Origin of the sequence: Streptomyces sp. NPDC006193, from assembly GCF_040613915.1 — a bacterium.
Classification (GTDB): Bacteria; Actinomycetota; Actinomycetes; order Streptomycetales; family Streptomycetaceae; genus Streptomyces.
In genome coordinates this window covers 78570-92219 of record NZ_JBEXTB010000027.1, presented here as the reverse complement: position 1 = coordinate 92219, position 13650 = coordinate 78570, and the positions used below count along the sequence as shown (strand labels likewise).

General features: G+C 74.8%; 13 protein-coding genes, 1 tRNA gene and 1 pseudogene. 7 read left to right on the top strand and 8 right to left on the bottom strand.

Features of this window, described 5'->3' with window-relative positions; all coding sequences use genetic code 11:
* Window positions 1–154: 154 nt before the first annotated feature.
* Window positions 155–388 carry a chaplin ChpH gene (chpH, locus tag ABZ261_RS22925; RefSeq protein ID WP_356861995.1) on the bottom strand — a complete coding sequence of 78 codons (234 nt, stop codon included), beginning with the start codon at window positions 386–388 and terminating at the stop codon, window positions 155–157.
* Between the two features lie 146 nt (window positions 389–534).
* Window positions 535–1860 (bottom strand): M20/M25/M40 family metallo-hydrolase, encoded by a 1326-nt coding sequence (locus ABZ261_RS22920; protein ID WP_356861993.1) that lies wholly within the window; start codon window positions 1858–1860, stop codon window positions 535–537.
* Window positions 1861–2073: 213 nt separating this feature from the next.
* Here ABZ261_RS22920 and ABZ261_RS22915 point away from each other — a divergent pair.
* Together ABZ261_RS22915 and polX are read left to right on the top strand one after the other, a co-directional pair.
* Window positions 2074–2158: transfer RNA gene (locus ABZ261_RS22915), tRNA-Leu, on the top strand.
* A gap of 73 nt (window positions 2159–2231) precedes the next feature.
* The gene (gene polX / locus ABZ261_RS22910; RefSeq protein ID WP_356861991.1) at window positions 2232–3959 is read left to right on the top strand and encodes a DNA polymerase/3'-5' exonuclease PolX; all 1728 of its coding nucleotides are present in this window, start codon (window positions 2232–2234) and stop codon (window positions 3957–3959) included.
* 74 nt (window positions 3960–4033) lie between these two features.
* Here the strand turns inward: polX and ABZ261_RS22905 are convergent, their stop codons facing one another.
* Both ABZ261_RS22905 and ABZ261_RS22900 read right to left on the bottom strand, forming a co-directional pair.
* Entirely contained in the window at window positions 4034–5329 is a 1296-nt protein-coding gene (locus ABZ261_RS22905) for a phosphoribosyltransferase family protein (RefSeq protein WP_356861989.1), read from the bottom strand.
* 10 nt (window positions 5330–5339) lie between these two features.
* Window positions 5340–5651, bottom strand: a complete 312-nt coding sequence (locus tag ABZ261_RS22900; RefSeq protein ID WP_356861987.1) for a dsRBD fold-containing protein — start codon at window positions 5649–5651, stop codon at window positions 5340–5342.
* Between the two features lie 108 nt (window positions 5652–5759).
* On the opposite strand from ABZ261_RS22900, the gene ABZ261_RS22895 reads away from it, so the two are divergent.
* Entirely contained in the window at window positions 5760–6176 is a 417-nt protein-coding gene (locus ABZ261_RS22895) for a YchJ family metal-binding protein (RefSeq protein ID WP_356861985.1), read from the top strand.
* 93 nt (window positions 6177–6269) lie between these two features.
* On the opposite strand, the gene ABZ261_RS22890 is transcribed toward ABZ261_RS22895, so the two are convergent.
* Entirely contained in the window at window positions 6270–6971 is a 702-nt protein-coding gene (locus ABZ261_RS22890) for an FCD domain-containing protein (protein WP_356861983.1), read from the bottom strand.
* Window positions 6972–7111: 140 nt separating this feature from the next.
* On the opposite strand from ABZ261_RS22890, the gene ABZ261_RS22885 reads away from it, so the two are divergent.
* Window positions 7112–7639 (top strand): gluconokinase, encoded by a 528-nt coding sequence (locus ABZ261_RS22885; RefSeq protein WP_356861981.1) that lies wholly within the window; start codon window positions 7112–7114, stop codon window positions 7637–7639.
* A 40-nt stretch (window positions 7640–7679) separates the two neighbouring features.
* Entirely contained in the window at window positions 7680–9077 is a 1398-nt protein-coding gene (locus tag ABZ261_RS22880; protein ID WP_356861980.1) for a gluconate:H+ symporter, read from the top strand.
* 113 nt (window positions 9078–9190) lie between these two features.
* Here the strand turns inward: ABZ261_RS22880 and ABZ261_RS22875 are convergent, their stop codons facing one another.
* The 3 genes from ABZ261_RS22875 to ABZ261_RS22865 all read right to left on the bottom strand — a co-directional run bounded on the left by ABZ261_RS22875 (window position 9191) and on the right by ABZ261_RS22865 (window position 11836).
* Complete coding sequence (locus ABZ261_RS22875) at window positions 9191–9817, bottom strand: cytochrome b/b6 domain-containing protein (protein ID WP_356861978.1); 627 nt, start codon at window positions 9815–9817, stop codon at window positions 9191–9193.
* Window positions 9801–10529: a molybdopterin-dependent oxidoreductase gene (locus tag ABZ261_RS22870; RefSeq protein WP_356861976.1), complete on the bottom strand. Its 729-nt coding sequence runs from the start codon at window positions 10527–10529 to the stop codon at window positions 9801–9803. Before ABZ261_RS22870 ends, ABZ261_RS22875 begins: the two co-directional genes overlap by 17 nt.
* A 332-nt stretch (window positions 10530–10861) precedes the next feature.
* A complete protein-coding gene (locus ABZ261_RS22865) occupies window positions 10862–11836 on the bottom strand; it encodes a hypothetical protein (RefSeq protein ID WP_356861974.1) in 975 nt (324 codons plus the stop codon).
* A gap of 383 nt (window positions 11837–12219) precedes the next feature.
* On the opposite strand from ABZ261_RS22865, the pseudogene ABZ261_RS22860 reads away from it, so the two are divergent.
* Window positions 12220–13126: pseudogene (locus ABZ261_RS22860) on the top strand (DMT family transporter).
* Window positions 13123–13638 (top strand): NUDIX domain-containing protein, encoded by a 516-nt coding sequence (locus tag ABZ261_RS22855; RefSeq protein ID WP_356861972.1) that lies wholly within the window; start codon window positions 13123–13125, stop codon window positions 13636–13638. The pseudogene ABZ261_RS22860 and the gene ABZ261_RS22855 overlap by 4 nt, the downstream one beginning before the upstream one ends.
* Window positions 13639–13650 lie beyond the last annotated feature (12 nt).

Below are 13650 nucleotides of genomic sequence, written 5' to 3'. Positions count from 1 at the left end.
CCGTACCACGCCCACCCCGAACTCCAGCCGCAGCCCGCGCACCGGGCGCTCCCGCACCGTCGGTGTCTCCGCCGCCCCGTGGCCGAGGGCCCCGGAGCGCGTGGCGCGCTCCGGGGCCGGCGGCTGGTGACGGTCGCCCCTCAGGGAGCGGGGGTCACTTGTTGACGCAGCTGTTGCCGAAGGCGGGGTTCAGGAGCCCGATCACGTCGACCGTGTTGCCGCAGACGTTCACCGGAACGTGCACCGGCACCTGGACGACGTTGCCGGAGACCACGCCCGGGGAGCCCACGGCGGCGCCCTCGGCGCCGGAATCGGCGACGGCGAGGCCCGCGCCCGCGAGAACCAGCCCACCGGTGGCAGCCGCGGCGGCGACGACCTTCTTGATCATTGTTCCTCCTCATTGGCAATGCGATCCCAAGGTGCGGGATCGCATCACCTGTAACGAGGGGGAGCTGATGAAGCTACGAACCTATCGTCGCATTCACCCTTCTCATTCGATCTCGTACGGCTGACCGATTGCCGGAGGGCCGAGGCTCAGGACGCGTCGAGGAAGCGGTCGAGCACCCGGACGCCGAACCGGAGCCCGTCCACCGGCACCCGCTCGTCCACACCGTGGAACATCCCGGCGAAGTCCAGCTCCGGCGGCAGCTTCAGCGGGGCGAAACCGAAACCGCGGATGCCGAGGTCGTCGAAGGACTTGGCGTCGGTGCCGCCGGACAGCATGTACGGGATGGCCTTGGCGGTCGGGTCCTCGGCGAGCAGCGCGGACTGCATCGCCTCCACCAGGGCGCCGTCGAAACCGGTCTCCAGCGCCTTGTCGGAGTGCACGTCCTCGCGGCGCACGCGCGGGCCGAGCAGCCGGTCGAGGTCGCCGAGGAACTCCTCCTCGTATCCCGGCAGGAACCGTCCGTCGATGTGGGCGGTGGCCTCGCCCGGGATGACGTTGACCTTGTAGCCGGCGTTCAGCTGGGTGGGGTTGGCGGTGTTGCGCAGGGTCGCGCCGATCAGCTTGGCGATGCCGCCGAGCTTGGCGAGCGTGGCCTCCATGTCCTCCGGGTCCAGCTCGGTGCCGAGCGCGTCGCCCAGTTCGTCGAGGAAGGCCCGGGTGGTCTTGGTGACCCGCACCGGGAACGTGTGCCGGCCGACCCGGGCGACGGCCTCGGACAGCTCGGTGATGGCGTTGTCGCGGTGGATCATCGACCCGTGCCCGGCGGTCCCGGCCACGGTCAGCTTCATCCAGTGCATGCCCTTCTCGGCCGTCTGGATCAGGTACAGCCGCCGCTGCTCGTTCACGGTGAAGGAGAAGCCGCCGACCTCGCTGATCGCCTCGGTGACGCCCTCGAACAGCTCCGGGTGGCGGTCCACCAGGTAGCGGGCGCCGTAGGTGCCGCCCGCCTCCTCGTCGGCCAGGAAGGCGACGACGACGTCCCGCGGCGGCCGGCGCCCGCTGCGCAGCCGGTCGCGGACGACCGCCAGCGTCATCGCGTCCATGTCCTTCATGTCGACGGCCCCGCGCCCCCACACGCACCCGTCGGCGACCTCTCCGGAGAACGGGTGGTGGGTCCAGTCGTCGGCGTTGGCCGGTACGACGTCGAGGTGGCCGTGGATCAGCAGGGCCGGCCGGGAGGGGTCCTCGCCCTCGATGCGGGCCACCGTCGAGGCGCGCCCGGGGTGCGACTCGTAGATCTCCGGCTCCAGCCCCACCTCGGCGAGCTTCTCGGCGACCCACTCGGCGGCCCGGCGCTCGCCGGGGCCGGAGTGGTCGCCGTAGTTGCTGGTGTCGAACCGGATCAGCTCGCGGCAGAGGTCCACGACCTCGTCCTCGCCGGTGACGCGCCCGGCCGTGTCCGTCTCGCTCACGCTGCTTCCTCCCGCTGTCACTGCTGGTGGTCCCCCTCATCCTCTCCCCGGCCGCGCTCCGGGCCCAAGACCGGTCCCGGCCCGTCACACCCCGTTCACGTGCGGCCGGCGCGGGAGGCGGGGGGTGATCGGCCACCCCGGAAAGCCTGGTAATGTTTCCTTCGTCGCCGCGAGGCAGCCCCGCGAGGGGAGAGCCCGCACGACAGACACCTTGTCCGGGTGGCGGAATGGCAGACGCGCTAGCTTGAGGTGCTAGTGCCCTTTATCGGGCGTGGGGGTTCAAGTCCCCCCTCGGACACCGGCGCAGGCCCCCGCGTTCGCGCGGGGGCCTTTCGCGTGCCCGCGCCGGGGCGGCTCCCTAGACTTGAGGCGTGGCCCGGCCCAACGAGGAGGTCGAGGCGCTCCTGCGGGAGTACGCCGAACTCGTCGCGATCACGGGAGGCGACGCCTTCAAGGTGCGCGCCTACGAGAAGGCGGCGCGTGCGATCGGCGGCCATCCGGCGGACATCTCCACGCTGGACGCCGCCGGACTGCGGGAGATCCCGAACGTGGGCCGGTCGATCGCCGGGAAGGTGGCCGAGTATCTGCGCACCGGCCGGATCGCCATGGTGGACGAGCGCCGGGCGCAGATGCCCGCCGGAGTGCGCGAGCTGATCGCCGTACCGACCCTGGGACCGAAGAAGGCCCTGCGGCTCTACGAGGACCTGCACATCGCCTCGGTCGACGAGCTGGCCGCGGCGATCGACGCGGACGCGCTGACCGGTCTGCGGGGCTTCGGCGAGAGGACGCAGGAGAACATCCGGCACGGCATCGAGCTGCTGCGGCGGGCGGGCGGCCGGGTGCCGCTCCCCGCGGCCCTGGCCGTCGCCGAGGAGATCGTCGCCGGGCTGTCCGCGGTCGCCGGCTGCGAGCGCTGCGCGTACGCCGGTTCGCTGCGCCGGATGCGGGAGACCGTCGGGGACCTGGACGTGCTGGTGGCGGCGGAGCGGTCGGAGCCGTTCATGGAGGCGCTGTGCGGGCTGCCGGTCACCGCGGAGGTCGTCGCGCGGGGCACGAAAAAGACGTCGGTGCGCACCGGCGAGGGGCTCCAGGTCGATCTGCGGGTGCTGCCGCCGCGGTCGTGGGGCGCCGGACTGCAGTACTTCACCGGGTCCAAGGGGCACAACATCCGCACCCGGACCCTCGCCGTGCGCCAGGGGCTGAGGCTGTCCGAGTACGGCCTGTTCGACACCGCGAGCGGGGACGCGGTGGCCTCCCGCACCGAGGAGGAGGTGTACGCGCGGCTGGGGCTGCCGTGGATCCCGCCGACGCTGCGGGAGGACCGCGGGGAGATCGCGGCGGCGCTGCGCGGGGAGCTGCCCGCGGTGGTGACCGAGCGGGACGTCCGGGGCGACCTGCACACCCACACCGACCTCACGGACGGTCTGGCCCCGCTGGAGGTGATGGTGCGGGCCGCCGCCGAGCGCGGTTACGCGTACTACGCGGTCACCGATCACGCCCCGGACCTGTCCATGCAGCGGATGACCGGGGAGAAGGCGCTCACCCAGCGCGAGCGGCTGCGGGAGCTGGACGGTGTGCGGCGCGGCATGCGGCTGCTGCACGGCACCGAGCTGAACATCGGCCCCGAGGGCGAGGTGGACTGGCCGGAGGCGTTCCTCGCCGGGTTCGACCTGTGCGTGGCCTCGCTGCACTCGCACTTCGGCCTGGGCCGGGAGGCGATGACGCGCCGGCTGGTGCGGGCCTGCGAGAACCCGTACGTCAATGTCATCGGGCATCCGACGGCCCGGCTGATCGGCAGGCGGCCGGGGGTGGACGCCGACTGGGACGAGGTGTTCGCCGCCTGCGCCCGCACCGGCACCGCGCTGGAGGTCAACGCCCAGCCGGACCGGCTCGACCTGTGCGACGAGGACATCCTGCGGGCAAGGTCCCACGGGGTGAGGTTCGCCGTGAACACCGACGCGCACTCGGTGCCGCACCTCGGGCAGTTGGGGTGGGGCGTGGGCACCGCGCAGCGCGGCTGGCTCACCCGGGACGACGTGATCAACACCTGGCCGCTGCCCCGGCTGCGCCGGTTCCTTTGCAAGCGCGGCCGGGACTGACCCGCGGGGTGCGGCCCGGCCGGCCGCGCCCTCCACCGGGCCCGGCGTTCCGGTCTCCCTCGGGGCGGTCCCGGCTACACGTGCGCGGGTGCCATGTGGTCCGTGAACCAGTCGCGGGCCAGCTCGGTCACCCGTTGCAGCGCCCCCGGCTCCTCGAACAGGTGCGTGGCACCGGGGACGATCTCCAGCCGGTTCTCGCACCGGAGCCGGGACTGCGCCTCCCGGTTCAGGTCCAGGGCCAGCGGGTCCGCGCCGCCCACGACGAGCAGGGTGGGCGCGGTCACCGCGGGCAGCCGCGGCCCCGCGAGGTCGGGACGGCCGCCGCGGGAGACAACCGCGGCGGGGCGCGCCGGCGGTTCGGCGGCGGCCCACAGGGCGGCGGCGGCGCCGGTGCTGGCGCCGAAGTAGCCGACGGCGAGTCCCGCGACGCCGGGCTGGCCGCGCAGCCACGCGGTGGCGCCGGCCAGCCGCCCGGCCAGCAGCGCGATGTCGAACACCTTCGCGCGGTCGTGCTCCTCGTCCTCGGTGAGCAGGTCGAACAGCAGGGTGCCGAGTCCGGCCCGGTTCAGTCCCCCGGCCACGTACCGGTTGCGCGGGCTGTGCCGGCTGCTGCCGCTGCCGTGGGCGAAGGCGACGACCCCGGCGGCGCCCTCCGGCAGAGTGAGCCGGCCGCGCAGCCGTACGCCGCCGGCCACCGGCTCGACCTCACGGTCCGGGCCGCCGGCGCGGTGGCGGCGGGCGGCCGCCCGCCGCAGGCAGGCGGTGACCTCCTCGTCCTCGACCTGGGTGAAGTCGCCGTAGAACTGGCCGACCGCGTAGAAGCCGGCCGGGGTGGCGAGGCACACCAGTTCGTCGGCGTCCCCGCCGAGCCGCCGGGCGACGTCCCGCGGGGCCACGGGAACCGCCAGCACGATCCGCGCCGCCCCCCGCGCCCGGGCGATCCGGCAGGCCGCCCGCGCGGTGGATCCGGTGGCCACGCCGTCGTCGACCACCACGGCGGTCCGGCCGGCGACCGGGACGGGCGCGTGCTCGCGCCGGTAGCGGGCCGCCCGCCGGTCGAGCTCCGCCCGCTCGTGCGCCTCGACCCGGTCCAGGGCGGCCCGGCCGACGCCGGTGTGGTGCAGCACCTCCTGGCTGACGACCCGCACCCCGTCCTCGCCGATCGCGCCCATGCCGAGCTCCGGCCGGCCGGGCACGCCGAGCTTGCGCACCAGGCAGACGTCCAGGGGCGCGTCGAGGGCGTCGGCGACCTCCGCTGCGACCGGCACCCCGCCGCGGGGCAGTCCCAGCACCACGACGTCCCGGCCGCCGAGGTGCCGCAGGCGGGCGCCGAGCCGCCGGCCGGCCTCGGTGCGGTCCGCGAAGAGCACGGCGCGCCCCTCAGTCCCGGGGCGGCCAGAGCGGCTCCGGGGCCTGTGTCCCGGCCGCTCCGGTCGCCCTCATGTCGCCGTCGGCGGCGCGCAGCAGGGTGCGGCCCAGGGCGATGAGCGCGCGCCCGGCGGCGAGTTCGTCGCCGATCTCGGGCACCGCCCGGTCACCGGGGCTGCGGCGGGCCTCCGCGTGGCTCTCCAGGACGCTGTCGCCGGTGTCCAGGACGATCCTGGCCGTGGTGGCCGGGTCGTGCTCGGACAGGTACAGGCTCAGCCGCCATTCCTTGACGGCCGAAGGACGGCTGCTCGCGGGTAGGGTCATCGTTTCCGCCCCTCCTCCCTGTGCTGTGCCGGGGCGCGCCGGTCCGCCCCTTCCACTGTGCACCCCGCCGGAGGCCGGCGCCTCCCCTGATGCGGGCAGAATGGGGCCATGACCTCGCGTTCCTGCCCCTGCGGGCTCCCCCGGTCCTACGAGGCCTGCTGCGGCCGCCACCACCGCCCGCCCCGGCCGGCGGACCCGGCCGGGGGCGCGCCCGCCGGCCCGTCCGCGGCGCCGACGGCCGAGTCGCTGATGCGGTCGCGGTACAGCGCGTTCGTCCTGGGGGACGCGGAGTACCTGCTGCGCACGTGGCACCCGCGGACCCGGCCGGAGCGGCTGGACCTCGATCCGCGGGTGCGGTGGACGGGGCTGGAGATCCTGGACACCACCGACGGCTCCGCCTTCCACACGACGGGCACGGTGACCTTCCGCGCCTCCTACCGGGGCGGCTCGCTGCACGAGCGGAGCCGGTTCGAGCGGGTGGCCGGGGCGTGGGTGTACGTGGACGGCGACTTCCTGGACGGGTAGCCCTTCGGCGGCCCCCTCGCGGGCCTGCCGGTCCGGACGCCCCCGCAGGCGTCGCTTCGTCCGGCGGCCGCGGCGGACGGGCGGCCGTGGCGGCTAGGGCGCCAGGATGTCCAGCTCCTGCAGGGCGCCCACGGTGATCTGCCTGGTCAGCTCCTCGGCGCGGACGGCGTCGCGCGCGCGGACCGCCTCCGCCACCTGTACGTGCAGGGTCACGGCCGCCGGGTCGGGGTCCTCGAACATGACCTCGTGGTGGGTGCGGCCGGCCAGCACCTCCGCGACGACGTCGCCGAGGCGGGCGAACATCTCGTTGCCCGAGGCGGTGAGGATCACCCGGTGGAAGGCGATGTCGTGGACCAGGTACTCCTTGAGCCGGTGGCCGCGCGAGGTGGCCACCATGCCGAGGGCGCACTCGGTGAGCTCGGCGCACTGCGCGGCCGTGGCGTGCTGCGCGGCGAGGCCCGCGGCGGCGGGTTCGACCGCGGAACGCAGCACGGTCAGGGAGCGCAGCTGGTGCGGGCGGTCGGCGCCCGCGAGGCGCCAGCGGATGACCTGGGGGTCGTAGACGTTCCACTCGGCCTTCGGGCGGACCGTCACGCCCACCCGGCGGCGGGACTCGACCAGGTGCATGGACTCGAGCACGCGGACCGCCTCGCGCATGACGGAGCGGGAGACCTCGAAGTGCTGGGCCAGTTCGTCGGTGCGCAGCACGCTCCCCGGCGGGTACTCACCCGCGGTGATCGCGGGGCCGAGGGAGTCCAGTACGCGGCCGTGCAGCCCCCGGCCCGGTGTGCTCATGCACTCAGCGTACGGCCTGCTTCACGGAGCCAAAAAGTCAGACTTATATGTCACAGACTCTTGAATTCGTCGTACCTAATGGGTTTCAGTGTGGCGACGCCGCAGTGGCGTCGGATGTCGAGGAGGACAGCGAGGCAGTGATGCGTACCCCCCAGGTCGTCGTCGTGATGGGCGTCGCGGGGACGGGCAAGACCACCATCGGTCCCTTGCTCGCCGCGCGGCTGGGCGTCCCGTACGCCGAGGGCGACGACTTCCACCCGCAGGCCAACATCGACAAGATGTCGGCCGGGATCCCGCTCGACGACGCCGACCGGTGGCCGTGGCTCGAGGCCATCGGGCACTGGGCGCACGGGCGGGCCGGACTGGGCGGGGTGGTCAGCAGCTCGGCCCTGAAGCGCTCCTACCGCGACCGGCTGCGGGCCGTGGCCCCGGGGATCGTGTTCCTGCACCTCACGGGCGACCGGCAGCTGATCGAGGACCGGATGTCCCGGCGGCGGGGGCACTTCATGCCGACCGCGCTGCTGGACTCCCAGTTCGCCGCCCTGCAGCCGCTGGAGGCGGACGAGAGGGGCGTCGCCGTGGACGTCGGCGGCGGCCCCGAGGAGATCGTCGAACGTGCCGTGCGGGCCCTCGAAGCGCTTCCCGGCATCACGGGCGGCTCGAAGTAGCGCCCCCCACAAGACCCCCCGTCACCGCAAGGGAACCCCCGTGACCAGACTCAGCGTCGAGATGCTGGCAGCGGACGCGCCTCCGCCGATCACCTCCGCCGGACACGCCCAGCTGGGCATCGCCGTCCTGGTGGGCATCGCCGTGATCGTCCTGCTCATCACCAAGTTCAAGCTCCATGCCTTCCTGGCGCTGACCATCGGGTCGCTGGCGCTCGGGGCGGTCGCCGGGGCGCCGCTCGACAAGGCCATCGCCAGCTTCACCACCGGGCTCGGCAGCACCGTGGCCGGCGTCGGCGTCCTGATCGCGCTCGGTGCGGTCCTCGGCAAGCTGCTCGCGGACTCCGGGGGCGCCGACGAGATCGTGGACACGATCCTCGCCCGGGCCGGGGGACGCGCCATGCCCTGGGCGATGGTGCTGATCGCCTCCGTGATCGGTCTGCCGCTGTTCTTCGAGGTCGGCATCGTGCTGCTGATCCCGGTGGTGCTGATGGTCGCCCAGCGCGGCCACTACTCCCTGATGCGCATCGGCGTCCCCGCGCTCGCCGGGCTGTCCGTCATGCACGGCCTCATACCCCCGCACCCCGGCCCGCTGGTCGCGATCGACGCGGTCGGGGCCGACCTGGGGGTGACGCTGGCGCTGGGCATCGTGGTGGCCGTCCCGACGGTGATCATCGCCGGTCCGGTGTTCTCGAAGGTCGCGGCCCGCTGGGTGGACGTCCCCGCGCCCGACCGGATGCTGCCGCAGCGCACCGCGCAGGAGCCGGAGCGCCGGCCGGGCTTCGGCGCGACGCTCGCGACGGTGCTGCTGCCGGTGGCGCTGATGCTGGCCAAGGCCCTGGTGGACATCGTCGTCGACGATCCGGCGAACCGGACGCAGCGCGTCTTCGACGTCGTCGGCTCCCCGCTGATCGCCCTGCTGGCGGCCGTGCTCGTCGCGTTCTTCACGCTCGGCCGGCCGGCCGGGTTCACCCGCGGCCGGCTGCAGCAGACGGTCGAGAAGGGGCTGGCGCCCATCGCCGGCATCCTGCTGATCGTCGGCGCGGGCGGCGGTTTCAAACAGACGCTGATCGACTCCGGCGTGGGCCGGATGATCCTGGAGATCTCCGAGGACTGGTCGGTCCCGGCGCTGCTGCTGGCCTGGCTGATCGCGGTGGCGATCCGTCTGGCGACCGGCTCGGCGACGGTCGCCACCGTCTCCGCGGCCGGTCTGGTCGCGCCGCTCGCGGCCGACATGTCGACCACGCACGCGGCCCTGCTCGTCCTCGCCGTCGGCGCCGGCTCGCTGTTCTTCAGCCATGTCAACGACGCCGGTTTCTGGCTGGTCAAGGAGTACTTCGGGCTGACGGTCGGGCAGACGGTGAAGACCTGGTCGGTGATGGAGACGATCATCTCCGTGGTCGCCGGGGGGCTGGTCCTGCTGCTGTCCCTGGTCATCTAGGGGGCGGACGGCGGCCGTCTTGCGAGGGCGGCCGCCGTCGCGCCGCCGGCGGCGTTCCCCCGGCCGTGCCCCGCCGCGGGCGCCGGGGCGGGACTACGGGCGCCGGGGCGGGACTACGGGCGCCAGAGCGGGTGTTCGCGCTCCGCCCACTGCCGGGTCACCGTCCCGGTCCGCAGCCCGGCGCGCGCCTCCGGGTCCGCCAGCGCCATGCCGATGTGGCCGGCCAGGACCACGCCGACGGTCAGGGCCAGCCAGTCGTGCACGAAGGTGGCCGACGTGCGCCACATCAGCGGGGTGAGGTGGGTGAACCACATCATCAGGCCCGTGCCGAGCATGACGAGGGTCGCCCCGGCGATCCAGGCGGCGTAGATCTTCTGCCCGGCGTTGAACTTGCCCGCGGGACGAAACCCCGGCCGCCCGTCGCGGCGCAGGACGGCGCGCAGCCAGGCCCTGTCGTGCGGGCCGAAGCGGTTGAGGAACCCCAGGTCGGCCCGGAAGGCACGGGAGGCCAGGCCCAGCGCGACGGGCGCCGGCAGGGCGAGGCCCGCGCACTCGTGGACGCGGACGACCAGCGCGCGGCGGCCGACCAGGACCGCCAGCTGCGGGATGTACAGGAGGGCGGCCGTCAGCACGCAGACGCCCATCAGCGCGGCCGTGCCGCGGTGCACCCAGCGTTCGGCGCGGGTGAAGCGGCGTACGCGGGCGCCCGGCCGGGCGGCGGTGTCAGCTCGTGGGCTCATCGGTCCGTCCGTTCGAGCGGCCGACCCAGGCGTCGACGTCGTAGCCGCGCGTCTCCCAGTATCCGGGCCGGACGCGGTCGGTGACCGTGATGCCGGAGAGCCACTTGGCGGACTTGTAGAAGTACATCGGCGCCACGTAGAGGCGGACCGGGCCGCCGTGGTCGTGGCCGATGTCCCCGTCCTGCATGCGCAGGGCGACCAGGACGTCGGGGCGGCGGGCCTGGGCGAGGGTGAGGCTCTCGCTGTAGGCGCCGTCGAAGCAGGTGAAGCGCAGGGCCGTGGCGGAGGAGCGCACCCCGGCGGCGTCCAGGAGGTGGGCCAGGCGCACGCCCTCGAAGGGGGTGCCGGGGACCCGCCAGCCGGTGACGCACTGGACGTCCCTGACCAGCCGGGTCTGCGGCAGGGCGCGCAGGTCGGCGAGGGTGTAGCTGCGCGGGCGGTCGACCAGGCCGTCGACGGTGAGGCGGTAGTCCGCCGCCGTCCGGTGCGGGACCGAGGCGGCGACGGAGTAGTAGCGGAAGCCGCCGCCCCCCGGCAGCAGCCCGGTCAGGCCGGTGGGGTCCCGGCCGGCGACGCCGCCGAGGAAGCCGTCCAGGCCGCGCTGCAGCGCCGGGGCGGCGAGCACGCCGAAGGCGCCGAGGCCGAGGGTGCCGAGGAGGACGCGGCGGCCGACCGGCCGGCCGTCCTGTTCGTCGGGTCGTTCGGGGTTCACGTGCCCATTCGAGCACTCGACGGGTGTGCGGGGCCAGGGATCGGGATCACGGATCGCGCCGGCGCCCTCCTGCGGCGCCTCCGGTGCGTGCCGGGCGGGGTGTCTTCCGGGCGGGGCGTCTTCCCGTGCGTGCCGGGACGGGGCGTTGTCCCGTGCGTGCCGGGCGGGGTGTCTTCCCGTGCCTGCCGGGCGGGGCGTTGTCCCGTGCGTGCCGGGACGGGGCGTTGTCCCGTGCGTGCCGGGCGGGGTGTCTTCCCATGCGTGCCGGGCGGGGCGTCTTCCCATGCGTGCCGGGACGGGGTGTCTTCCCGTGCCTGCCGGACGCCCGTCGCTCAGTGCGCGAAGGCGCGGGCGCGGGCCGCGTGGAAGGCCGCCAGGGGATCGCGGTGCGCGTAGGACCAGGGCGCCGGTGTGGCGTACCGGCCGATGCGCCGGAACAGGGCGGCGGCCTCGGCCGGGCGGCCGGCGCAGGACAGGGCGAAGGCGAGGTGGTTGAGGTCGACGTGGTGGCGCGGGTGCTCCTCGTGCTCCCACTCCAGCCACCAGTCGAAGGAGGAGCGCAGGAGGCGTCGGGCCCGCGGCCCGGACCAGTGCCCCGAGGCGGCCGGGTCGGCCGGGGTCAGGCCGGTGGCGGCCAGGACCCGGTACCGCTCCGCGTACGCGACGACCGGCAGGACGGCCAGCGGCGAGTCGGCGGGGGCCTCGGCGGCGGCCTGCTCGGCGAGGTCGTACACCTCGTGGGCCTCGGGCCTGCGGCCGGCGGGGCGTTCGGCGAGGCCGGCGACGAGCAGGTGGTGGGCGTGGTGGTGCTCGGGGTGGCGGCGGCGCACCTCGGCGAAGGCGCCGAGCAGTTCCTCCTCGGGGGCGCCGGCGCGGGCGAGGAGCAGCCGGCCGAGCCAGGGGGTGGGGTCGGCGGGGGCGAGCGCGGCGGCCGTGTCGCAGGCCTCGCGGGCCCGGCCGGGGTCCTCCTGCCCGCGCAGGGCGCCGTGGACCAGGGACAGCGCGAGCAGGGCGGTCGCGTCGGCGGAGTCCGGTTCGGCGGCCAGCCAGTCGCTCGCCCGGGCGGTGGCGCAGGGGTCGCGGGCGAGCACCGTCAGGCGGTGGCCGCGGCGGTCCCAGTCGTCGCCGGTGTGCACCAGCAGGGAGCGGGCGGCCTGCCGGCGGCCCTGGGCCAGCGCGGCGCGCGCGGTGCGCAGCTCCGCGTCGTCGAGGGCGTCGTCGTAGGCAGCGCGGTCGCCGCCGGAGGGGGCGCCGGGCGGGTCCGTGGGCGCACGGCGAGCGCCGAGCGCAGGCGGGAGAGGGGGCACCGCGGGTTCCTGTTTCTCGGGCTGCCATCAACCGATCACGCACAGCAAACCCCCCGCCAGGACTTGCGTCAAGCCGGACGCGGACGCCGTCTGCTCCAACATCCTTGATCGACAAGGGACTTGGCGGGATCGGCGCAGGTCGGACCGGCCCGTCGCACCCGGCCGGCACACATTCCTGTGGCGTATGCCACGGCGTGCCGCGGCGGGCGCGCCGGACCGCTGTGGCGTGCGCCATGGCGCGGGAGCCCTCCGCCCCGGACCATGGCGAGTCGACCGCCCGGTTCCGGGCGTTCTCGGCGCGCCGCCCGCTCCGGGAGCGCCGCAGTCGGCCACTGCCCCGCCCGCGGTCCGGCCGGACGATCGAGGTACACGAGGTGCACAGCATGTCGGTTTCGGTTCTCCTCCTCTCCGTGAGCGCGGCCTGCTGCCTGGGTTTCGGCTTCGTACTCCAGCAGGACGCGGCGCGGGAGGCGCCGCTCGGCGACTTCCTCTCCTTCCGGCTGCTGCTCGACCTGATGCGGGTGCCGCGCTGGCTGGGCGGGCGGCATGGTGCTGGGCGCGCTCGCCCTCGGCAGGGGCGAGATCTCCGTGGTGGAGCCGCTGCTCGCGACCAACCTGCTGTTCGCGCTCGCCCTCTCCCGGCACCGGACCGGACAGCCCCTGGGCCGTCAGGGCTGGGCCGGTCTGCTGCTGCTCGCGGGCGGTGTCAGCGCGTTCCTCGTGGCGGGCGAGCCGCGGCCGGGCAGCGCGGACACCGGTCCGCTGCGGCACTGGCTGATCATCGGGGTCGTGGTGGGCGCGGCGCTGGTCCTCACCGCGTACGCCAAGCGCTCACCGCTCGGCCGGGGCCCGGTGCTGCTGGCCCTGGCGGCGGGGCTGCTGTACGGGGTGCAGGACGCGCTGACCCGGGTGAGCGGCACGCGCTTCGCCGAGGGCGGCCTGACCGAGCTGTTCACGGGGTGGGAGCCCTACGGGGTCGTGCTGTGCGCGGTCAGCGGGCTGGTCCTGGTGCAGAGCGCGTTCGAGACGGCGCCGCTGCGCATGTCGCTGCCCGCGCTCACCGCGGCCGAGCCGCTCGCCGGGATGCTGTGCGGGGTGGGCTTCCTCGGCGACCGGCTGCGCACCGGAACCTGGGCGCTGGCCTGGGAGGCGGCCGGGCTCGCGGCCGTGGTGGCGGGCATCGTGCTGCTCGGGCTGCACCCGGCGATGCCGTGCGGCCCGGCGGGTGCCGGGCGGCCGGCCCGGGACCTTCGGCGGCGCCGGGGCCGCCCTGCTTGGATACGGGCATGAACCCTGCTGACGAGATCCTGGACATCGTCGACGAGAACGACCGGGTCGTCGGGCGGTCCCCGCGCGGCGAGGCGTACGCACGCGGGCTGCGCCACCGCTGTGTGTTCGTCCAGGCCCGGGACGCGGCCGGACGGCTGTTCGTGCACCGGCGCACGGCCACCAAGCTGGTGTACCCCTCCTTGTACGACATGTTCGTCGGCGGTGTCGTCGGCGCGGGCGAGTCCTACGACGAGGCGGCGCTGCGGGAGGCCGGGGAGGAGCTGGGCGTCAGCGGGCTGCCGCAGCCGGTGTACCTCTTCAAGTTCCTGTACGACGACGGCGCCGGCAACAGCTGGTGGTCGGCGGTGTACGAGGTGCGCTGCGACGCACCCGTGCGGCCCCAGGCGGAGGAGGTCCAGTGGCACGGCTTCCTGCCCGAGGAGGAGGTGGAGCGGCGGCTCGGCGAGTGGGAGTGGGTGCCGGACGGGCTCGCGGCGTACCGGCGGCTGAAGGCGTTCCGTGCCGGCGGATGAGCCGCCGGTAGG